The sequence below is a fragment of the Paraburkholderia sp. 22098 genome, assembly GCF_052045935.1.
Taxonomy (GTDB): domain Bacteria; phylum Pseudomonadota; class Gammaproteobacteria; order Burkholderiales; family Burkholderiaceae; genus Paraburkholderia; species Paraburkholderia caledonica.
Genome location: NZ_JBQEPV010000003.1, coordinates 158832 through 181235 on the forward strand (window position 1 = coordinate 158832; position 22404 = coordinate 181235).

Consider the following 22404-nt stretch of genomic DNA (forward strand, 5'->3'; position numbering starts at 1 on the left):
CGCTTCAGGCAAATACCGTTCGTTCGGGCATATCGTCCCAAGTACGGCCGTCAAGCAGGCGGCCGTTTGCCTTTTTGGAGCGGCGTACACCGTCTTTCCCCCATGTTCCCCATTGTTTGAAGAAGAACTTGACGCCCTGCTTCTCACACTGCGCTTTGACCCGATGAACCCACTTTTCGTCCATCGGACGCGCTTTCGGACCCGACTCCCCGCCCACGATAACCCAATCGATATTGCGAAGGTTCAGCTTGCCTAGGTCCTCCAGTAGCGGCTCGACGGAAAGGAATCGTACGCCGCCCTGAATTCGGCGCAGGTGGTCTATTCGAGGAACGCCATGCCGGCGGTCCTCCACAGATACGCCAAGCCAAGCATTGGTTGGAATGTCGTGGTGGCCGCAATATGCCGCGAGTCGCTCCGCTCGCTTGGTAAGAATCTGGAACGTGTGTTGAGGACAGTCTCGGATGGCGTCAAAAACCCGGGATATATAGGCGTCCGACACCGACTGATGGAACAAGTCCGACATCGAGTTCACAAAATAAACCGTGGGACTCTTGCGGGTCCGAGGCTCATCAAGCCGATTCGGGAGCACTGTCAGCCGAAAGCCATTCTCGTAGCCCGGCGTTCTCATCGCTTGCAAGCGCTTTGCCATGCCTTCGGCATAGCAGTTCTTGCAGCCTTGGGATATTTTCGTGCAACCGACTGTTGGATTCCACGTTCGTTCCGTCCACTCGATTTTGCTTTGCCCGCCGCTCATTATCAGACCTCTCATTTAGTGTGCAATTCTATCGGGCTTCGCGCGGCCGGTCTGCGATAGCCATGCTCGCTTCATGCAATGGCGCCGGATTCTTTTTGTTAAGGCCCTGCATGAAAAACGACAGAAAGTACGCAAGCGACTGCTCGTCCAAGCGCATCCGCTATCCTTCAATGCTGTATAAATATACAGGATTCCGCTCGGCTCACACGTGCGTTGCCGTGCTGCTTTGAGCCGCTCATCAGCAGCCCCCGGGCAAGTCGCAACCTTGATTCAATCCGTGTCTACAGGGAGCGCAGGCGCTTGAGCAGAACACCGGGACACCCGACTACGATGCTCTGGCGCCTAACGAGTGCGCTGTGCGTTAGCTGGGCAAGGCTGGTGCAAGCGGAATCGCTGTAGAAGCCAGGCTAGTAGGCCACCCTATGATTGTCGCGCAGGCCGAAAAAACGACGGCCACCTCAAAGTCTGTGCCCGTCGTTCTTTCGGCTGTGACGTCAGCTAGGCGCCATCGTTGCAAGCAATCGAGCGCATCCATCAATAAATGTCTCAGTGGATGCCTTCCAAAACCCCAAGCAATGGCTCCGACTACACAGTACATGTTTTCATGCCCGCTTCTGCAGTTCCTTGTCGTATGCCGCCAGTGCAGGCACGCGCTTCACGAGGTCCTCGACGCTCTCGCCGGTGCCATCTGGGCGCCACACCTTGATGCTTTTCCGGATGAGCGCGCCGTTGTAATTCGCAGCAACCGTGGGCCTGCGCAGGAACGCGAGCAGCGTCTTCACGAGCCGTTCCTCGTGTGCAGTCTTGGGGCAAACGACATACGCTTCACGCACGCGGTACGTCCGCACGATGCCGTCGGGCCCACGCCGGCGCTCCGACATCTGCGTGCCATAGCGCCCCACGATGTACGCAAGTTCCGCGACCATGTGCTCCTGCTTCTTCAAATTCTTGTGCCCGCACTCGGTCTCGACCCACACAGACCAGTAGTCGTCGCCGTCCGGGTTCGGCACATCGGGCGGCACGGGCAGGTGCAGCAACGCGTCCGGCACTTTGCCTGACTGGCTCGCAAAGTGCGCCTCCTTCACGTTGATGACGGCCTTCCTTTTCTGTATTTCGTGCTCCGTGTCGACGAAGCCGCCCAGGTGCTTTGCCGCGTTGAGCCACCAGATGCAGACGTCGTTAGCGAGGCACCGGTGCTCGTAGTGCCGCTCGATGTAGCGCAGCGGCTCCCTGCTCACGAGTGCCTTTTCGCCGTACACATCGTAGACGCGACGCTCGCCAGCTGTCGATAGCGCGTACACCGTGGCGCCATCGCTCCCCTTCTTCCAGAGCACTTCGCCGGCTGCGCGCAGGCGCTCGAGCGTGCGCTGCGCGACGCGCGGCGAGGTAGCATTCGGCCACACGAGCGCGGAGAGCTGCCGTGTCGCGAGCCAGCCGAACTGGTACAGGGCGATAAGAACTGCTTCTTCGTTTTCAATCGCGAGCAGGCGTCCGTCGCGCTGCTTCGCCGGGGCGTTTGTCGAGGGCATCGGGAGCCTCCGCAGGTATTCAGGAATACTGCGTATAGCCACCTCTCTAAAACGCCTCGCGTAGATTGGTCCCTTTCGCCGGAGCCACCCCCGTACGCCTCCCCCGGCGCGCGTAGTTTGGTCCCTTTCCGTACGGGCTCCCGCCCGCAAACCCTTGTCCGGCTAGGCGCAGGCACGCCGGCAATCGCGCCCCGTGACGTCAGGCCAAACCAGCGACCTCCGCACGACGGGAGATATAACCATTACTCCCTACACCCGCCACCAGCCTTGTGGCCAAAGCCATTTTGGAGCAGTGGCTATACGAAGTACGGAAGCACACCGACACCCTACGCTGCCCCGACTGAACGCACCCCGCGCGCATCCCCATACACACGGAGAGACACACCATGAACACAACCGCCAACATCCTCTCTGTTCACATCGAGCCGCAGGTTCGGCTTCCGGTGCGGACCAAGGACGGCCACAAGACCTCGGTCTCCATCCCGCAATGCCTGCTGGACACGTTCGTTGCCAAGTGCGGCTCGCGGGCTGCGTTCCGCAGGTGCCTGAATGCCGCCGTCAAACAGGTCGAGCCCATGCCTGGCTACTCGCGCAGCCAGCGTGTGCGGATGCTGCTCGAAAAGCAGCTCGCCTCCGGACTGCGCGGCTGATACCCACAATCACACAAACGGACTCTCTCATGATGAACAAGCCCATCAGATTGCCGCTGACCTCAAGCGCGCAGCGCAAGTCCTGGAACAGCAACAGCTCCCCTGAATGACACATCCCGCGAAGAGGCCCGGCACCGCCTTGGGCTTTTTCATGCCCAGCACCGCTCGCCGATACACCAAAAGAGATGCAACCCGTGCGCTTCGAGCACAGGACGAGTCTCAGCCGGGCGGGAGCCCGGCGATGTTGCTGATGCGAGCGAAGCGAGCATGAGCCTTCACTGGTGAGAGGAAGTTGTCCGCCTCCCGGCGGACTTTTTTGTTGGCAGCTCGCTTTGCTCGCTGCGTTGATGCCGCGGTGTACTTCATGCGCAGGCGGGGTGCTCGGCGGCGCGGCAACACCGCAGCTCGCCCGAGGGTCTGGGGCGGGTGCCGGGAAAACCCCGGTCCCCTACCCCGTGACACGGTATCCCGCCGGGTGAGCGTAGGTGCGGTTGTGTGTACGCGTCGCGTGGACAGGTGCGTACACGAGTTCGTACCTCGGCTCGAACACTCACTACGCACGAGCCCGGACCTCGCAGACCCCGGCCTGTGGGCCTGGGCCCTCGTCTTTTATATTGGCTTCAATTGGGCTGGGAAGAGTCCTGACTGCGCACGAGGGAGTCATGACGGGGGAACTGTGACCTGCGCAGGAAGGGCTCACGCTGTGCTGAAGCCTCGCGGCCGCAGGAAGGGTGAGCCCGGTGCAGCCGGGCGGGCTAAGGGTGTGCAACCGCAGGAAAGGGTCGTGCGCACTTACGCGCGCGGAATGCCTCGGTCAAAAGGTCCGCGTGTCTGCACGTCGTCGGGACCGGTGTAGGGTGGCATTGCAAGCAAGGAACAGAGGAGTGCTAGGGATACCGAGGCTGTTTTTTCGAGGGTGCTATACGAAGTACAAGGCACCACACGATGTGCGCTTGAACACCCTCTCTCTCATGTGGAGTATCCGCAAATGGCAACGCTCAAGAAATTCACCGTCATCGACCCATCGGCCCGTGTCAATCTCTCGCTTAAAGAGAGCACCCGCACGGCCATCGCGCAGTACCAGAACTTTTACCTGGCCACGTATGGCGAGAGCTGCGAGCGCAGTGAACTTGTCGAGCAGCTCCTGGTGGCGTGGTTCGACCAGGACCGGGACTTTAAGTCGTACGTGGACGGTCTCAGCGCCGCGCAGAAGGCGAGCATCAGGAAGCAGGTCGCAGGGGATGCCGGCGACGACGACGCGAAAGCCCCAGCTGCTGCAAGCAAGGGTACGGCCGTAAGCGCTCAGGTGAGCGCCCCTGTGAGCAGCCAGGTGGCTGGCGGCGCGTCCAGCGCCTGGGCCGCACGTCCGATGGGCGGCGCGCAGTAACCTCGCGTCCTCCGCAACGCCCCTTTGCCGGGGGCGCAGCCCCTGCCCCATCCCGGCGGGGTTTTTTCTTTGCGCGTCAGTCGTCGCCCTCGTCTTTCTCGTCAGCAGACGACGGCGCAGCAGTCGCCATTTCGTATTCGAACATCTCGGCGCCCAACTGGTCGGCCGCCCGGTCGTTCTCATCTGGTGCCGGCGCGAGCACATCCAGCATGCGAGTGTCGAGCATCGCATCGACCTCCTCCAGCGTCACAGTCTGCTGACGCACGTCTGCGTACTCGTCGAGCACGACCTGCTTCACCTTCTCAGACATCGGCAGTTGACCAGCAAGCTGCATGATGATGCTGCAATAAGCTTCCGCGTAGCGACGCAGCATGCGCATGGTCGCTTTCGCGTAGTACCCCGTTGCCGGCGCATCCTTCATCGCAACCTTGACGCGATGGTTGAGGAAGCGTTGTGTGATGAGCGTTGAGCCGAAGAAGGACTCCGTGAACGTCGCGCGGGTGCGCCGGAAGACGTACGTAGACAGGTGCGTGCCCACCTGCTTGCCGACGCGCTGATACGTGCCCCGCACATTGTCCATGGGCCGGCTCGGGTCTACCCGGTTAGGAAAAATATACGGGCTCTTGTCGTGATACAGCGCGTATCGTCGGCGCAGCACGTTGTCGACAAGCCACTGCGGCAGCGGGTAGTCGACAGCCGGGCCGTTCTTGAAGCCCGGTGCCTTCTCTGCAATGCGGTAGACGCAACGCTCCATGTCGAGATATTTCCACTCCATCGAGCGAATCGCCAGGTGCCGGAAACCGGTAAACAGCATGGTGAACATGGCGTCGCGCGGCAGTGCACGTGCGTCCTGCATTGCGTACCACAGCTGTTTGATGTCGCTAGCCTCGAGTACCGTTTTTTTGTGAACAGCGGGAGGAGTGCTCACGCGCACGTAGTGCCACGGATTTGGAATTATCTGGTTGTACTCGAAGATGGCCTGTAGGTACCTTTTCATAAGGTTTGCCTGAGAGGGGACCCCCTGCCCTTCCTTGCCCCCCGTCCGGTACACGGTTTCGTAGATGAGCCGGCATTCGTCGACGTCGAAGCTGTTCATGAGCCTGTCCAGGAATTCGCCGAAGTAGTTGTTCAGGCACTTCTTCATGCTCTTGACCGTTTCCGTGCTCAAGCCCTCCAGCTTCACGTAGCTGTCCAGAGCCCAGCGCACCGTCTTCGTAGCCTGGGCGGTTTTGCCCGTCCGGATTGCCGCGAGTTTTTTCTCTGCCAGCTCACGCGCAGCCTTCGCCGTGTACCCGCCCGGACCGGCTCTACCTATCTTCTCCTGCTTCTGCTTCGGTTTTTTCGGTGTGCCGTCCTCGTTGTATTCGACGACGCCGGACTTGGCTTCGACGAAGAACGTCTTCAGGCCTGTTTTCGACACACGAAGCGCGAATCCGACCAGTTCGTTATCGCGATAGATGTAACTCGTGTCGGTGCAATCTTTGGGAAAGACGGCGCGCTCCACGAATGTGTCGTTGATGTCGTGGAACTTGCCCACGGGAACGATTTTCTTGCGACCCATACTTGCACCAGAGCGGAGACCGAGGATGTGCGCAGTCTATCAGCAGAAATCCCCCGCGTCCAAACCTCGCACTTTGAGCGTCCTTTTATTTCTTCTCAGCGTTCTCAGCGCATTCTCAGCGTGACCGCCGCCGCGCACCGATTTTCCCTTGCCTGAATATAACCGTCCCCCGCGCCCGCAGCCGGCCAAAATCATAATGCACCGTATTTATAACGCAAAATCAAACACTTATATGAACGCACTTTGATACCGACTCTGACCTGATTCATTTCAAAGTTAGGCGCAGGAGACTCAAAATCCCCCGCCGCAAGGCGTGCCGGTTCGATTCCGGCCCTGGGCACCAAACTTTTTTGTAGTTAGCACGAATCAGCGCTAAATCAGCCGCAAGATGTATCGCAAACCCGCGCAAGCCAAACGCTCCGCGGGTTTTTGCTTTTCGGCGAGCACGGCTCTCGCCGTGCTCGCCTCATTCTCCTAGCGTCCCACCACCCGCGCGGCAACATGCGCCGCCGCGCGACGACGCTTGAACGCATAACCCGCCCACATAACCACGAGCCAAACCGGCACGAGCAGCACCGACACCGACAGGCCGGGGGTCATCGCGAGAATCACGAGGATCAGCGCCATGAACGCGAGGCAGATCCAGTTGCTGACGGGAAACCAGAACGACTTGAAGACGAGTGTCTCGCCCGCTGCGACCATCGCCCGGCGTGACTTCAGATGCGTCAGGCTGATCAGCGCCCAGTTCAGCACGAGTGCAGCGACGACGAGCGCCATCAGCAAGCCGAGCGCCTCGGCGGGAATCAGATAGTTGACGATCACACAGGTAAACGTGGCGAGCGCCGATAAGCCGATCGCCATATACGGCACACCGCGCCGGTCGACCTTCATCAGTGCGCGCGGCGCATTGCCCTGTTCCGCGAGACCGTACAGCATGCGGCTATTCGCATAGACGCCGCTGTTGTACACGGACAGCGCCGCGGTCAGCACCACGACGTTCAGCACGTTGGCGGTCAGCGTCGAACCGATCTGCGAAAAGATCATCACGAACGGGCTGCCGCCGGCCGCGACTTCGTTCCACGGATACAGCGACAGCAGCACCGCGAGCGAGCAGATATAAAAAATCAGGATCCGGTAGATGACCTGATTCACGGCCTTCGGAATGCTCTTTTGCGGCTCGTCAGCTTCCGCCGCGGTGATGCCGATCAGTTCCAGCCCGCCGAACGAAAACATGATGACCGCGAGCATCGTGAAGAGTCCGTGGAACCCATGCGGGAAAAATCCGCCGTGACTCCAGAGATTGCTGATCGACGCCTGCGGCCCGCCATGCCCGCTGACGAGCAGATAGCCGCCGAACAGGATCATGCCGATGACCGCCACGACCTTGATGATCGCGAACCAGAATTCCGTCTCGCCGTACGCTTTGACGTTCGCGAGGTTGATCGCGTTGATGCCCGCGAAGCACACCAGCGCCGACACCCACGTCGGCACGCCGGGCCACCAGTAGTGAACGTATGTGCCGACCGCCGTCAATTCGGCCATGCTGACGAGCACGTACAGCACCCAGTAGTTCCAGCCAGACAGAAAGCCGGGAAAGTCGCCCCAATACTTGTACGCGAAGTGGCTGAACGAGCCGGCCACGGGTTCCTGCGCGACCATTTCACCCAACTGCCGCATGATCATGAACGCGATGACACCGCCAATTGCATAGCCGAGAATCATCGAAGGGCCCGCGGCCTGCAGTACGCTTGCCGAGCCGAGAAAGAGTCCAGTGCCGATCGCGCCGCCCAATGCGATGAGCTGGATGTGGCGGTTCTTCAGCCCGCGCTTCAAGCCGTCTTGCTGTAGTGCATCGTCCAAATTGCGCCCCAGTGTATGGATTTCGATCGCCCGACCGGACTTGTGGTCCGCCCCGGCAGAACCGAAAATTTTACCTCGGCCGATATTGCCCAAATACTGGTACCAACCCGCGCTTTGTTTCGCACCGCACCGGCACGGGAGGATAGCGGTTGTCACTGCCGCGTCGCTTCTGTATGTTGCCGTAGTCGGGTTCGATGCCTCAGGAGATGCAACATGTCGCCCAAACACCTGTTTTGCGCCGCCGTCCTTTGTCTCGGTTTGGAAAGTTTCGGCGTCTTTGCGCAAAACGTCGCACAGAACACGGCACCTGCGGCACCGGCCGCGGAGCGCACGCCCGAACCCGCCCAGTCCGCCGAGCCGGTTGCTCCGCCGGCAGCCGAAGCCAGCCCATCTACGGTGCCTTCCGCCGCCTCCGGGGCGCCAGCTACAGCCTCGGCCGCCAAGCCCGCCATCGCGACGATGACAGGACCGGTGCGCAATGTCGTGCTGGTTCACGGCGCGTTCGTCGACGGCTCGAGCTGGAATGGCGTCGTCGCTAAATTGCAGCAGAAGGGCTACCACGTGAGTTCGGTGCAAAACCCGCTGACCTCGCTCGCCGACGACGTCGCCGCGACACGTCGCGTGCTTGCTCGCCAGGAAGGCCCGACGATGCTCGTCGGCCACTCTTGGGGCGGCGTCGTGATTACCGAAGCGGGGGCGAATGCGCCGAACGTCGCGGGGCTCGTGTACATCGCGGCAATCGCACCCGATCTGCACGAGTCGACAATGGACCTGCTGAAGCGCGGCGCGCCCATGCCCTCGGGTCAGAACATCATCAAGGACGCGAGCGGTTTTCTGTGGTTGGACCGCAGTAAATACCACGCTGACTTCGCCGCCGACGTCCCCGAAAACCTGACGCGTGTGCTGTCGGCCGCGCAAGTACCGATCGCCGCCAAGGCTTTCGGCGAAACGGTGAGCCAGGTCGCGTGGAAGGAGAAGCCGTCGTGGTACGTGGTGACGACAAAAGACCGCGCAGTGTCGCCGGACGTCGAGAGATTCATGGCCGAACGGATGGGCGCGAAGATCGTGCCGATGGCGTCGAGCCATCTCGCGCCGGTGTCGCATGCGGGCGCGATTGCCGACGTGATAGACCGTGCCGCGCGCGAATTGAGCAGGCAGCAGTAGTACAGCCGTTCAATGACTCGCGGCGCGTCCTGCAACGCAAATGCAGAACGCAAACGCTAGCGCAGCATGAACGACATCGCGGATAAACAGTTGAGCACGCGCACCGCATGTTCAGCCGATTCCGCACCGAAGCGCAACGTGACGACATCGACACGCGTGATAGTCGGCCACTGGCAAAACAGATCGGCTAGCGCGCTTGTCTGCACGCGCAATTCGCACTCGACAGGCTTGGCCGCGCCGCGTGTTGCTTGCGAAGGGTGACCGTTGGCGAGATGCTGCTGCACCACCTCGCGTGCAGCGCTTTCGATAGCTGCGCGAGCTCTGGCCGGCGACTGCGTGACGCCGCTCGCGTGTCCGGTCGCACTCTTCGTCACGACAAAGCGCGCGCCTGGAAAGCGCGGCGCGGTTTCGTCGGCGAAAACGTCGTCGCCGGATAAAAGCGCTACCTGTGCGCCATATTCTTCCGCCAGCGCGCCGTAGAGCCCCGCCTCGCCCACCTCTTTCCCGTTCAGCGACACGCGTGCAAACGCGAAACTGTTGATGGTGTGCGCGAGGATGCCGCGCGTTTGCGACATTGCGTGATACCCGATCATGAAAACGAGCGCGGCGCCATATTCCAGACCAGCCATCATGCCGAGCGTGCGCGGCTTGCCGAGCACCACCTGAGCTCGCGGGTCGAGCAGGTCGGGCAGCAGATTGCGAAACCCGCCGTGCGAATCGTTGACCCACACTTGAGTCGCGCCGCCAGCGAACGCACCTTCAATCGCCGCGTTCGCTTCGAGCGTCATCCAGCGGCGCGCAGCTTCGTATTCGCCGTTGCCCGAGCGCGTTTGTTCAGGATGGAACACGCCGGCAATCCCTTCGATGTCGGCGGAAATAAGGACTTTCATCAGGACTTTCTTTTCAGTAAATGCGCGAGGTCGGGAGCGCTCTCGCCCAGTGATAAACGTCGATGCCCATCGCGGCCGGTCACGGACTCCGCGCTCCACAACGCATCGAGAATCGCCTGTTCGACGCTATCGGCGCAGGCGCGAAAAAGCGGGTCCATGTGTTGATCGGCGAGCAGAGGCGGGAGCGCGATGAATTCGGCGATATGCGGCACCGTATAAGCCGTTGAAAAAGCGAGCGCAATATCGCCGCTACCGTGACCATAGACGGAACCCGTGCGCGCAAGGCCCGCGGCCGCGCGCAACGAAAGGCGCTTGAGTTGACGCGCGTCGAGCGGTGCATCGGTTGCGACGACCATGATGATCGAGCCTTGCTCGGGCTTCGCGACGTCCGCACGTTTGCCAGCCGATTCCGCCTTCTCGGTTGCCGCACGCCCGGCAAGAATTCGCCCGAGCGGAGTACCGTCGACAATCAGCATCGGCGCACGGCCGAAGTTGGCGAGCACGAGCGCGCCCACTGTGTATTCACGTTGACCGATCCGCACCACACGCGAAGCGTTGCCAATGCCGCCCTTCAGATCGAAGCACGACATGCCGCGCCCCGCTCCGACCGACCCGCTCGCAACGCTCGTACTCGCCGCGTCGTATGCCTGATTGAAGTGCTGCTCGCCGACTGCTAACGCCTGAATATCGTTCAGATACCCGTCGTTGCATTCGAACACCAGCGGATTGACGGTCGGCCAGTCGCGGCCGATGCCCGGATTGGCGCGTATGGCCGCGCGAATCTGCGCCTGCGCCACAGCACCCACGCCGAAAGTATTGGTCAGCGCGATAGGCGTTTCGAGCGTGCCCAGTTCGTCGACCTGCACGAGGCCCACGCTCTTGCCAAAGCCGTTGATTACCGACGACGCCGCCGGCACCTTGTCGACAAACGGATCACCCGCATGCGGACGAATCACGGTCACGCCGGTTTGTAGCGCGCCTTCATCGAGCGTGCAGTGTCCGACGCTCACGCCATGCACGTCGGCAATCGTGCCCAGCGGGCCGCACTGCAACTCGCCGATATGCGGCACATCCGGCAACTTGTGCAAACCCGGCAACTGCGTCGAACTCATGGGCGATCGAGCTTCGGATCGAGCGCATCGCGCAAGCCGTCACCCAGCAGGTTGAACGCGAGCACGGTCAGGAAGATCGCGAGACTCGGAAACAGCGCGATATGCGGAGCCGTGACCATATCCGCGCGTGCTTCGTTGAGCATTGCGCCCCACTCGGGCGTTGGCGGTTGAGCGCCCAGTCCGAGAAACGACAGACTAGCGGCGGTGATGATCGAGGTGCCGATACGCATCGTGAAGTACACGACCACCGACGAGATCGTGCCCGGCAAGATATGACGCACGATAATGGTCCAATCCGATGCGCCAATGCTACGCGCCGCTTCGATATACGTGAGCTGCTTGAGCATCAGCGTATTGCCGCGCACGAGCCGCGCGAAGGCTGGAATGCTGAAGATCGCCACCGCGCAGATCACGTTGATCATGCCGTTGCCGAGAATCGCGACCACGCCGATTGCAAGCAGAATGCCGGGAAAAGCGAACAGCACGTCGGCCACGCGCATGGTGATGCGATCCCACCACCCTTCGTAGTAGCCTGCGAGCAGCCCAAAAAAAGTGCCGATCACCGCGCCGATGGCTACAGACAAAAAGCCGGCTTCGAGTGAAATGCGTGAGCCCGCGAGAATACGGCTGAAAATATCGCGGCCCAATGAATCCACGCCGAACCAGTGCGCGGCCGATGGCCCTGCATTCAACGCGTCGTAGTCGAAGAAATTCTCAGGGTCGTAGGGCACGATATGCGGCGCGGCAATCGCGATCACGACCAGCAGCAACACGAAAATGCCCGCCGCGAGCGCGACGTGCTGCTTGCGAAACTTGCGCCAGAACTCGCTCCACGGCGTGCGGATCGCGCGCTCTGCGCCGGAAGGTTTGGCCGCATCCGGCCCGGTGGCTGTCGTGCTCATGCAGGCCTCACTTGAAACGGATGGTCGGATTGATCACGGCGTACAGCACGTCGACGACCAGATTGATGATGATGAATTCGAGCGAGAACAGCAGCACCTCGGCCTGAATCACCGGATAGTCGCGCATCGACACCGCATCCACCAGCAAGCGCCCGAGGCCCGGCCAGTTGAACACGACCTCGACCACGATCGAGCCGCCGAGCAGAAAGCCGAATTGCAGACCCATCATCGTGACGACGGGGATCATTGCGTTACGCAGACAGTGTTTGACGATCACGAGCCGCTCGGGCACGCCCTTCGCGCGTGCGGTGCGCACGAAGTCCTCGTTCATCACTTCCACGAACGATGCGCGCGTGAAGCGCGCCATCACCGCCGCGACAGCCGCGCCGAGGGTGAGCGAAGGCAGTATGTAGCTCTGCCACGAGCCGTCGCCGACAATGGGCAGCCAGCCGAGCTTCACCGAGAAAATCTCCATCAGCAACATGCCGAGTGCAAATGCGGGAAAGGAAATACCCGACACCGCGAGCGTCATGCCGAGCCGGTCAGGCCAGCGGTTACGCCACACCGCCGACACGATGCCGATGCCCATGCCCATCACGACCGCCCACACCATGCTTGCGAGCGTGAGCAGCAGCGTCGGCATGAAACGCTCGCCGATCTCCTGGCTCACGGGCCGCTTGCTGCGCGTGGACGTGCCGAAATCGCCGTGCGCGATCTTCACGAAGAAGTGCGCGAACTGCTGCGGCATCGGCTTGTCGAGTCCGAGGTCGGCGCGCACCAGTGCGACGGTCGCTTCGTCGGCATCGGGACCGGCGGCGAGCCGCGCCGGATCGCCCGGCAAAAGATGCACGAACAGAAAGACCAGCACCGCGACGATAAAGAGCGTCGGCAGCAGGCCAAAGAGACGTTTGACGAGGAAGTTCAGCATTGAAGCTCAATCCGGCAATGAAGCGGGCAACGAGGTGTCATGTAGGGCAGCGATACGGGAGCGCGGCGCTGCATGTCCTGATGCGACAGGCAGCGCCGCACGGTCAACTCATCACTTGACCGCGATCTCGTCGAAATTGAACGAGCCGTCCGGCGCGACATAAGCACCCGACAGACGCTTGCTGCGCGCATACACGACCTTTTCCTTGACGAGGAAAATCCACGGCGCGTCGGCCCAGATCCGTTTTTGCGCGTCCGTGTAAAGCGCTGCCTTCTGCGTGCGATCCGTGGTTTCGAGCGCCTGCTTCAGGTCGCCGTCGACCGTATCGTTCTTGTAGTAAGCGGTATTGACCATCTTCGGCGGGAACGAGACCGACGCGAGCAGCGGCGTGATCGCCCAGTCGGCTTCGCCCGTGGACGACGACCAGCCCGCGTAATACATGCGCACCGGCGCGGTCGCCGCGTCTTGGGCGCTTTCTACCTTGGCTACGCGCTGGCCGGCTTCGAGCGCCTCGACCTGCGCCTTGATGCCGACTTGCGCCAATTGCTGCTGCACGAACTGAATGACCTTCTGCGCAGTCGAATAGTTATACGCGGACCACAGCGTGGTTTCGAAACCGTTCGGGTAACCCGCTTCCTTCAGCAACGCGCGAGCCTTTGCGGGATCGTACGGCCAGGGCCCGAGCTTCACCGCGTAGTCCACGCCTTGCGGCACGACGCCGTCGGCAGGCGTTGCATATCCGGCGAACACGACCTTGGTCAGCGCCTCCTTGTTGACCGCGTAGTTCAGCGCCTCGCGCACCTTCGGATTGTCGAACGGCTTCTGATTCATGTTCAGGCTGATGTAGCGCTGAATGATCGACGGCGACGCGATCAGATCGACCTTCGGGCTCGACTGCAATTGCGCGGCCTGCTCGAACGGCACCTGAAACGCGAAGTCGGCTTCGCCCGTGCGCATCAGCGCGGCGCGCGTGTTGTTGTCGACCACCGGCTTCCAGTCGATCGCGTCGACCTTCGGATAACCCTTCTTCCAGTAGCCGCCGAACTTCTTCACCGCCAGGTCACCTGCCGGATCCCACTTCACGAATTCGAACGGGCCCGTGCCGACCGGATGGAACGCAATGTCCTTGCCGTACTTCTTCAGCGCGTCCGGCGAAATCATCACCGCCGACGGATGCGCAAGCACGTTGACGAAGGCCGAGAACGGCGCCTTCAGCGTGATCTTCACCGTGTACGGATCGACCACTTCCGTCTTCTCGATGCGGTTGAACATGTTGTAACGCTTCAGCTTGTTCGCCGGATCCGTCACGCGGTCAAAGTTCGCTTTGACTGCGGCGGCATTGAAGTCGGTACCGTCCTGGAACTTCACGCCGTGGCGCAGCTTGAAGGTGTAGACGCGCGCGTCCGGGCTCGCTTCGTAGCTATCGGCGAGCACGTTGACGAGCTTCATGTCCTTGTCGAAGCCGAAGAGCCCCTGGTAGAACGACTTCGCTACGGCTTGCGACAGCGTGTCGTTCGCATCGTACGGATCGAGCGTGGTGAAGGTCGAGGCGACGGCCATCACCGCGGTGGTTTCGGCGTGCGCCATATTGCCCGCGAGCATCGCGAACATTACCGCGCCGCCGCTGATCAGCGCGCGCAAACGGAACGTGGAAGACGGGACCGGCAGGTTCATGAGTGTGCTCCAGGCTGCGAAAATGAAATGGTTTAAGTTGCTGCGAGACGATTTGCTTTAAGTTGCTTTAGGTTGCTTTACGTTGTTTTAAGTTGCTGCATCGGGTTTTTTGTCCGGCTTGTTGTCCGGCTTTGTTGCCGTTCAATACGCGCCGCCGACGCGATGTTGTGCGACGAAGTGCCCCGGCCCCACGGCGACGAGCGGCGCCACGGCCGGTTCATCGTTCAATGAGCGGATCGGGCTCGGGATTTCATCGGCGGCGAGCATCCGTTTCGCGTGACGTCGCGCGGGATCGGCAACCGGCACCGCGCCCATCAGCTTTCTCGTGTACGGATGCTGCGGCGCTTCGAACACTGCGCGGCGCGGACCGATCTCGACGATCTGGCCGAGGTACATCACTGCAACGCGATGACTGACGCGCTCCACCACCGCCATATCGTGCGAGATGAACAGATACGCGACGCCGAGCTCGCGCTGCAGATCGAGCATCAGATTGACGATCTGCGCCTGCACGGATACGTCGAGAGCAGAAACGGATTCGTCGGCAATCACGACTTTCGGATTCAACGCGAGCGCGCGCGCAATCGCGATGCGTTGCCGCTGGCCGCCGGAAAATTCATGCGGGTAACGGCGCGCGGCTTCGGGCGGCAAGCCCACTTTTTCGAGCAGCCACGCGACCCGCGCCTGCGCCTCGGCGCCTTGCGCGACGCCGTGCACGAGGAGCGGCTCCATGATCGAGAAGCCAACCGTCAGCCGCGGGTTAAGCGACGCAAACGGGTCCTGAAAAATAAACTGGATATCGCGACGCAGTGCCTGCAACGCAGGTCCTGTGAGCGAGCTGATTTCCTTGCCGTCGAACTCGATCGAACCGCTCTGACTTTCCACGAGCCGCAACAGCGAGCGGCCCGTGGTCGACTTGCCGCAGCCCGACTCGCCGACTAGGGCGAGCGTTTCACCGGGCCGCAGATCGAAACTGACTTTTTCGACTGCATGCACGCGGCCCGTCAGGCGGCCAAAAAGCCCGGTCCTGACCGGAAAGCGCGTGACCAGATCGCGCACGCGCAGAATCGGCGGCGTGCTTTCGTCGACATGCGGTTGCGCTTCCTTCGCGACGGCGGCTGCCGGGCGCACGGGTTCATCGGCACCGCTCGCGCCCGCCTGCTCGACCGTCAGGATCGGAAATTTCGCGGGTTGATCGGTACCTTGCATTGCGCCCAAGCGCGGCACGGCGGCGAGCAGCGCCTTCGTATAAGGATGCGAGGGCGCCGCGAAGAGCGCGTCCGACACACCCTCTTCCACCTTCTCGCCGCGATACATCACCAGCACGCGGTCCGCCACTTCGGCGACCACGCCCATGTCGTGCGTGATGAAGATCACGCCCATGTTCATCTCGTCCTGCAAACCGCGAATCAGTTGCAGGATCTGCGCCTGAATGGTCACGTCGAGCGCGGTGGTCGGTTCGTCGGCGATCAGCAACGCGGGCTTGCACGACAGCGCCATCGCGATCATTACGCGCTGGCGCATTCCGCCCGACAGTTGATGCGGAAACCGCGCCGCCACGCGCCGCGCCTCGGGAATGCGCACGAGTTCGAGCAGACGCAGTGTTTCCGCGAAGGCCGCCGAGCGGCTCTTGCCCTGATGCAGCGAGATCGCCTCACTGATCTGGTCGCCCACCGTGAAGACTGGATTGAGCGAGGTCATCGGCTCCTGAAAAATCATCGCGATGTCGGCGCCGCGAATCGAGCGCATCGTGCCGGACGACGCTTTCGCGAGGTCGAGCACGCTGCCGTCGCGGCGCCGGAATGCGATGCTGCCGCCGGCAAGGCGCCCACCGCCATGCTCGATCAGCCGCATCAACGCGAGCGATGTCACTGATTTGCCTGAACCCGATTCGCCCACTATCGCCAACGTCTCGCCGCGCTCGACCGTCAGCGACAGATTGCGCACCGCGTTGAAGGTGGTCTCGCCGCTGCGAAACGCGACCGACAGGTTGTCGACTGCGAGCACGCGTTGCGTCGGCAGGTTTTCGGTAAGCGGGCTGGCGGTGTGCGATGAAGTCGGCACAATGATTCCTTTGAATTCGAACGCGCTAGCGGTCTTCAGCAATGTTCAGGGTAACGAACTAACGGTAGATCGCCGTCGTCGGCGCCTCGCCAATACGCGCGAAACCGCGGTACATACCCTCGGTATTGAACGGCAACGCGATATTCCCGAGTGCGTCGACGGCGATCAGGCCGCCGCGGCCGTCGATCTTCGGCAGGCGGTTCATCACGACGTCGTGCGCGGCTTCCTGCAACGACACGTTGCGGTAGGCCATTTGCGCGGCGACGTCGTAAGCCGCGACCATGCGCATGAACATCTCGCCCGAGCCGGTGGTCGAGACCGCGCAGGTTGCGTCGTCCGCATAGCAGCCCGCGCCGATCAGCGGCGTATCGCCCACGCGCCCGACCTGCTTGTTGGTGACGCCGCCCGTCGACGTCGCCGCCGCAACGTGGCCGTGCCTGTCGAGTGCGACCGCGCCGACAGTGCCGAACTTGCGATTCGGATCGATCGGCTCGTGCGGCACGGGATCGCTGTTGTCTGTAGCCGACGACGACGCGGCGAGCGACGCGCCGTCGTGATCGAGCACTGCGCGCTGCTGATCGCGCGCGAGCAGCCATTGACGATGACGCGCTTCGGTATCGAAGTACTGCGGTTCGACGAATTCGAGTCCCTGCGCGGCCGCGAAACTTTCCGCGCCTTCGCCGGTGAAGAGTACATGTTCGCTGCACTCCAGCACGCGGCGCGCCGCCAGAACCGGATTGCGCACGCGCTTCACGCAGCAGATCGCACCGGCCTCGAGCGTGCTGCCGTCCATGATCGCCGCGTCGAGTTCATGCGTGCCCGCTGCCGTGTAAACCGCACCCCGGCCCGCGTTGAATAGCGGGCAGTCTTCGAGCAATCGCACTGCCTCGCTGACTGCGTCGAGCGCGCTGCCGCCGTCTGCAAGCACGCGTTGGCCGGCGGCGAGCACCGCGTGCAAAGCGGCGTGGTATTCGGCTTCGGCACTGGCCGACAGCGACGCGCGCAGGATCGTGCCCGCGCCGCCATGAATGGCAATGACTGCGTTGTCGTTCATCGTTTGAGTTTGGATTTTGCCTGGGTGGTGCGAGGGTTCGGTACTGCGCCTACTGACGTACGCGCAGTGCGCGCCGGTTCGCGCACGGCTTCACCCGCCCCACTCGCGGATGCGGACAGCGGATCGGTGAGCCATGGCAATACGAATTCGGTAACGTCGGCGGCTGCCTTCACCGAGCGCTTCGCCCGATAAGCGACCGCGTCGCATAGCGCTTCGATCACAGCAAGAACAGCGGCATCTGCGTTCGCCGCGAGGCGGCGTTCGGAGCGCACGTATAAGGAGAGATCGGCGAACTGCGCGAGCGGCGAGCGCGGTCCGTCGGTCAGCGCCAGCACCCGCGCGCCGCGAGTTGCCGCACGGCGCGCGAGCTCGATGGTGTCGTCGACATAACGCGGGAACGCGATGCCGATCACGAGATCGCCCTTGCCGCAGTTGAACAGGCGCCGCGCCGCATGCGACGGTCCGCCGATGAACGCGAGCGATTGCACATTGTCGTGATACGCCATCAGGCCGTGCTCCATCAGCCCGGCCAGGAACGCGCTCGTTCCTGCGCCGAGCACGAACACACGCCGCGCGGCGAGGATCGCTTCGACCGCGGCCTCGGCGGCGGCGCTGTCGATCGCCGTGCGGGTCAAGTGCAGGTTGTTGGCAGCCTGTTCGAGCGACGCGTCGACCACGTCATCGCCCGCAGCGAGCGACTCCTGCGCGCTGCGCAGACGTTCGACCGGCGCGAGCGTCGCCTCGAAGCCGCGCACGAGCGCCTCACGAAACTGCGGATAGCCGTCGAAACCGAGTGCGCGGGCAAAGCGATTGGCGGTCGCCACCGACGCGCCGACCACGCTCGCCAGTTCGTCGATTCGCATGGTGGCCGCGCGGAACAGATTGGCCAGCACGTACTCGCCCATACGTCGATGAATCGGCGTGAGCGTAGGCATGGCCGCCTCGATGCGCGCAGCGATGGCCTGCTCGGCCGGATTGGATGCAACGGACGGTTGATGAATCATGCGAGCGAAGCGGCGTGTCAGCGCGGCAGTGTGTAGAGCTGTATGCAAATTGAATGAAAGTATATTTACATGGAATTGGTCCGAGAAAAAATTCATTTTCATTTTTTGGGGGTTTGCCCTGGCGCTCATCGTGCAATGAAATTGATCTTCAGCAAGCTGTGACGCGTTCGTCGGGAATGCGCGCGAGCCGCGCCGCAGGTGACATCGCGATGATCGACGCCTGCACGAAAAAGGCCGAGGCGGCGGCGATCAAGCAGGCGTCCATGTTCCAGCGCGCGCTGATCGCCGCGCCGAGCAGTGCGCCTGCCGGCCGCGCGCCATAGGTCGCCGTGCTGTTCAGCGCGGAGACGCGGCCCATCATCCGTTGCGGCGTGATGGCCTGGCGCAGCGTGGTCGAGCCGACCACCCACAGAATCGGCCCGGCACCGAGCAGAAAGAAGCTAAGCAACGCAAGCCAGAACGACGGTGCGACGAGCGTCCCCACCATCACGAGCGACGCGAGCAGCCCGCACGACGGGCCGATCAGGAGCACACGGCCGAACGCGAGGCGTCGCGCGACGGCGGGTGCGGCCAACGCACCGCACACCATGCCGACGCCATACGCACCCAGCGTGATGCCTACCGCCGAAGCGCTCAATCCCAGCCGATGCACCGCGTACGGCACATACACCGCTTGCAGCACGAAGAAGCCGAGGTTGAAAAAGACGGCCGTCGCGAGCATGGGAAGCAGCAGTGAATCGCGCAATACGAAGCGCGTACCCTCGCGCAACTCCAGCATGAAGTGACGCGCAGGCGCCGTCGTGCGCGGCGGTTCGCGCAGTCCCGCGAGCAAGCCCACCGCGAGCGCGGACAACGCGGCCGCGCAGCCGTATGCCCATCCGGCGCCGATCCAGCCGACCAGCAGGCCGCCCAGCGCCGGCCCAGCCGAATACGCGACGCTGCGCGCAAGTTCCAGACGGCCGTTCGCGCTGGCGTACGCTTCGCGCGAGACTAGCGACGGCACGAGCGAAGGCGCGGCGACGTTGTAGGCCACTGTGCCAGTCGCGGCCACGAAGCCGAGCGCGGCGAGCAACGGCAGGCTGAGCGCATGGGTCATCAGAAGCAGAAGCACGCATAGCATGGCGACGACGCGCACACTCTCGGCGAGCGCCATCAACGTGCGGCGCGAGCGGCGGTCGGCCCATACGCCGAGCGGGATCGACAGCAGCAGGAAAGGCAATGTCTGCGCTGTCTGCAGAAGTCCCGTGCCGCGTGCGTCGGCGCCGAGCGCGAACACGGCGACGAGCGGCGCGGCGGCGAGGCTGATCTGCTCGGCGGATTGCGCGACGAGGTTAGACCACGCGAGCCGCTGGAAAGCGGCCGGCAAACGGACACGGGTTGAAGACGGCGAGGCGTGCATCGATGGCTCCGGCAACGAAACAGGAGCGACCATCGTGGCCGCGAACGCATCGCGGGACGCCCCGCTTCTTGCGGTGTTATTCTTCGCTCGCCATGAATCTCGAAAGCATTCTCTTCACCCAGGGCTTCGGCTCGCGCCGCCAATGCCGCGCGCTCATAAACGACGCTCGCGTGAGCATCGGCGGAACACTGTGCACCGACGCCGACGCCGATTTCCCGACTGACGATGCGTCGTTCTGCTTCAGCGTCGACGGCGTGGTCTGGCCGTACCGGGAGCGCGCATATCTGCTGCTCAACAAGCCGCCCGGCTACGAGTGCTCGCGCGATCCGCAGCATCACCTGAGCGTATTCAGTCTGCTGCCGCCGCAGTTCGCCGAGCGGGGCGTGCAATGCGTCGGCCGGCTCGACCAGGACACCACCGGCTTGCTGCTGCTCTCCGACGACGGCAAGTTCGTCCACATGTTCACGTCGCCCAAACGCAAAGTCCCGAAGGTATATGTCGCGACAACCCGTCATGCGATCGACGACGCGCAGTTGAGCGCGCTGCGCAATGGCGTGCTATTGCACGGCGAGTCGAAGCCGGTCGCGGCGGTCGAGGCCGATGCGCGCGGCGAGCACACGCTGGCGCTCACCGTGATGGAAGGCAAGTATCACCAGGTCAAGCGGATGATCGCGGCGGCCGGCAACCGTTGCGAAGCGCTGCATCGCGAGCGCGTCGGCGGACTCGCTTTGCCTGCGACCCTCGCACCGGGCGCGTGGCAATGGCTCGACGAAACCGACCTCGGATCTTTACGGAGCGGGTAAACCGGTAGGTTGCGCGCAACCTTCTGACAAGATTAGGAAAGCCCTGTGCGCATCCGCACATTTGCGCGAGCGCGCATGCGATCGACGCTGCGCTGCAGCATGCTCTTCATCAGGCCGCGCCCTATACTCGTTTAAACAAAGACTACAAAGAGTTCAAGGAGCGGCCATGATCGTCCATAACGGAGTCATGCTCTCGTACGTGTTGCCGGCGTTCGTGTGTGTCGGGTTGCTGGTGATCGGCGGACTGCTGATCGCCATGCGGCTGCGGCACAAATACGATCCGAATCTGATCGGCGCGTTGATCGGCGGGATGTTGTGTTTCCTGCTGCTCGAAGCACTGCCCGCGCTGACCTGAGGCACGAGGCGCGCTGCTATACGGTGCTGTGGTGTGCCGCGCGGCGACGCTTAACGAAGTTGTCCGGCCGATGTCCGGCGGAATTTCTTTGCCGCTGCGTCGCCGGGCTTTTAAGGCATCGAGATAGCTCTGCCGGGCCTTCACGGCGCGTCTTTACTCACTTCCCCAGCGCCTGCGGCTTCACGCAAAAAATCTTCGACGCTCGGATAGCGCAGGCGTACGCCTAGCTCTTCTTTCAGGCGGCGGTTCACGAGCCGTCTCGACTCGCGCATGAACGACAGCAAGGTCGGCTCGATCTGCTCTTCAGCCTGAGCCCGCGTGATACGTGGCGCACGTGCCAAACCGAACGCGTCGGCGACGCGATCGAAGTACTCACCCATTTTCAGCGACGAGTCGTCGGACGCGTGAACCACGCGCGCCGGCCTGCCATGAGTGGCGAGGCGCACGAGGATCGCGGCGAGGTCGTCCGCATGAATGTGGTTGGTGTAGACGTCGTCGGCATCGACGAGCGCCGGTGTGCGTTTTTCAAGCCGCGCGAGCGGCAGGCGATTGGCTGCATAAATGCCCGGAATCCGCGCGATGCTCGCGGCAATCGCCCCGCGAGCGGTCGCGCGTCGCAATTGCTGCTCGGCCGACACGCGGCGTTTCGCACGCGCATTGGCCGGTTCAGTGACGCGCGTCTCGTCGATCCACGCCCCGCCGCAATCGCCATAGACGCCTGTCGTGCTCGCATACACGAAGCGCAGCGGCGCGCGTGAAGCGGCGGCGCGGCGAAGGCCGTCGGGTACAATATCGGCTGGTTCCGGGAGTGGCCGTGCTTGTGCCCATGAAGCGCGCGCGCGGCGCAAGCGCCCGACCGGCGCGATGGTGGCGCGGGTCCCATGCGTGCCTGACACCGCGCGAGCGCGGCGCATCGCGAGAGCTGATAGCAACGCGCGAGTGCGGCGGTCGTCGTCGCCGGTTTTCTGTGGCGGCGCGAGATGTAGCACCGTGGGTGCTAGGCCCGCGAGCCGTTTCAGGCTGCGGCGTTCGTCGAGATCGCCGACCAGCGGCGAAACGCCCGCGGCACGCAACTCGGCGCTGCGCTCCGCATGGCTTGTCAGTGCAAAGACGTGAGCGCGCTGCAACAGCGGTACGCAGCGCATGCCGACATCGCCGCAACCTACGATCAGCACGCGCGGACGGCGGAAGTTTCGTGTGGCTTTCATGGTGCACGCATTGTAGCCGTCAAGCACGCGGGGCGCCGGGCGACGGTACCGCTGGCTCCGACGATCCCGGCTTTGCGTGCCCCGCCTCTCCGTTTAACGATTACCG

General features: G+C 62.8%; 19 protein-coding genes. 5 read left to right on the forward strand and 14 right to left on the reverse strand.

Translation table 11 applies throughout. The features are described from left to right. Positions 1-4: 4 nt before the first annotated feature. Entirely contained in the window at positions 5-754 is a 750-nt protein-coding gene (locus ACTJLB_RS07410; RefSeq protein WP_440782921.1) for a DUF5131 family protein, read from the reverse strand. 602 nt (positions 755-1356) lie between these two features. Beyond that, the gene (locus tag ACTJLB_RS07415) at positions 1357-2283 is read right to left on the reverse strand and encodes a replication-relaxation family protein (RefSeq protein ID WP_440782922.1); all 927 of its coding nucleotides are present in this window, start codon (positions 2281-2283) and stop codon (positions 1357-1359) included. 386 nt (positions 2284-2669) lie between these two features. On the opposite strand from ACTJLB_RS07415, the gene ACTJLB_RS07420 reads away from it, so the two are divergent. Further along, positions 2670-2933 (forward strand): hypothetical protein, encoded by a 264-nt coding sequence (locus ACTJLB_RS07420; RefSeq protein ID WP_440782923.1) that lies wholly within the window; start codon positions 2670-2672, stop codon positions 2931-2933. Positions 2934-3921: 988 nt separating this feature from the next. Further along, a complete protein-coding gene (locus tag ACTJLB_RS07425; RefSeq protein WP_440782924.1) occupies positions 3922-4320 on the forward strand; it encodes a hypothetical protein in 399 nt (132 codons plus the stop codon). Between the two features lie 76 nt (positions 4321-4396). Here ACTJLB_RS07425 and ACTJLB_RS07430 read toward each other — a convergent pair whose 3' ends face one another. Further along, entirely contained in the window at positions 4397-5824 is a 1428-nt protein-coding gene (locus ACTJLB_RS07430; protein WP_440782925.1) for a hypothetical protein, read from the reverse strand. 531 nt (positions 5825-6355) lie between these two features. After that, on the reverse strand, positions 6356-7741 hold the full coding sequence (locus tag ACTJLB_RS07435) for an amino acid permease (protein ID WP_440782926.1): 1386 nt from the start codon (positions 7739-7741) through the stop codon (positions 6356-6358). Between the two features lie 213 nt (positions 7742-7954). Between ACTJLB_RS07435 and ACTJLB_RS07440 the strand changes: the two genes are divergently transcribed. Further along, on the forward strand, positions 7955-8905 hold the full coding sequence (locus ACTJLB_RS07440) for an alpha/beta fold hydrolase (RefSeq protein ID WP_440782927.1): 951 nt from the start codon (positions 7955-7957) through the stop codon (positions 8903-8905). Positions 8906-8961: 56 nt separating this feature from the next. On the opposite strand, the gene ACTJLB_RS07445 is transcribed toward ACTJLB_RS07440, so the two are convergent. The 9 genes from ACTJLB_RS07445 to ACTJLB_RS07485 form a co-directional block, all read right to left on the reverse strand. After that, the gene (locus tag ACTJLB_RS07445; RefSeq protein WP_440782928.1) at positions 8962-9795 is read right to left on the reverse strand and encodes a M55 family metallopeptidase; all 834 of its coding nucleotides are present in this window, start codon (positions 9793-9795) and stop codon (positions 8962-8964) included. Then, the gene (locus ACTJLB_RS07450; RefSeq protein WP_440782929.1) at positions 9795-10907 is read right to left on the reverse strand and encodes a DmpA family aminopeptidase; all 1113 of its coding nucleotides are present in this window, start codon (positions 10905-10907) and stop codon (positions 9795-9797) included. Before ACTJLB_RS07450 ends, ACTJLB_RS07445 begins: the two co-directional genes overlap by 1 nt. Then, positions 10904-11809: a glutathione ABC transporter permease GsiD gene (gene gsiD, locus ACTJLB_RS07455; protein WP_020069090.1), complete on the reverse strand. Its 906-nt coding sequence runs from the start codon at positions 11807-11809 to the stop codon at positions 10904-10906. The genes ACTJLB_RS07450 and gsiD overlap by 4 nt, the downstream gene beginning before the upstream one ends. Before the next feature lie 7 nt (positions 11810-11816). Continuing rightward, positions 11817-12737, reverse strand: a complete 921-nt coding sequence (gene gsiC / locus ACTJLB_RS07460) for a glutathione ABC transporter permease GsiC (protein ID WP_020069091.1) — start codon at positions 12735-12737, stop codon at positions 11817-11819. Between the two features lie 111 nt (positions 12738-12848). After that, positions 12849-14411, reverse strand: coding sequence for a glutathione ABC transporter substrate-binding protein GsiB (gsiB, locus tag ACTJLB_RS07465; RefSeq protein WP_131317027.1), 1563 nt, complete (start codon positions 14409-14411; stop codon positions 12849-12851). A gap of 141 nt (positions 14412-14552) precedes the next feature. Then, positions 14553-16475, reverse strand: a complete 1923-nt coding sequence (locus ACTJLB_RS07470) for a dipeptide ABC transporter ATP-binding protein (RefSeq protein ID WP_408202145.1) — start codon at positions 16473-16475, stop codon at positions 14553-14555. Between the two features lie 58 nt (positions 16476-16533). After that, complete coding sequence (locus tag ACTJLB_RS07475; protein WP_440782931.1) at positions 16534-17529, reverse strand: isoaspartyl peptidase/L-asparaginase family protein; 996 nt, start codon at positions 17527-17529, stop codon at positions 16534-16536. Further along, positions 17526-18533 (reverse strand): MurR/RpiR family transcriptional regulator, encoded by a 1008-nt coding sequence (locus tag ACTJLB_RS07480; protein ID WP_020069095.1) that lies wholly within the window; start codon positions 18531-18533, stop codon positions 17526-17528. The genes ACTJLB_RS07475 and ACTJLB_RS07480 overlap by 4 nt, the downstream gene beginning before the upstream one ends. Before the next feature lie 148 nt (positions 18534-18681). Continuing rightward, positions 18682-19932 (reverse strand): MFS transporter, encoded by a 1251-nt coding sequence (locus ACTJLB_RS07485; RefSeq protein ID WP_440782932.1) that lies wholly within the window; start codon positions 19930-19932, stop codon positions 18682-18684. Between the two features lie 92 nt (positions 19933-20024). Between ACTJLB_RS07485 and ACTJLB_RS07490 the strand changes: the two genes are divergently transcribed. Continuing rightward, the gene (locus ACTJLB_RS07490; RefSeq protein ID WP_288825405.1) at positions 20025-20735 is read left to right on the forward strand and encodes a pseudouridine synthase; all 711 of its coding nucleotides are present in this window, start codon (positions 20025-20027) and stop codon (positions 20733-20735) included. 166 nt (positions 20736-20901) lie between these two features. Next, positions 20902-21090 (forward strand): hypothetical protein, encoded by a 189-nt coding sequence (locus ACTJLB_RS07495; RefSeq protein ID WP_020069098.1) that lies wholly within the window; start codon positions 20902-20904, stop codon positions 21088-21090. 140 nt (positions 21091-21230) lie between these two features. On the opposite strand, the gene ACTJLB_RS07500 is transcribed toward ACTJLB_RS07495, so the two are convergent. Then, positions 21231-22298: an NAD-dependent epimerase/dehydratase family protein gene (locus tag ACTJLB_RS07500; RefSeq protein ID WP_440782933.1), complete on the reverse strand. Its 1068-nt coding sequence runs from the start codon at positions 22296-22298 to the stop codon at positions 21231-21233. Positions 22299-22404: the final 106 nt, after the last annotated feature.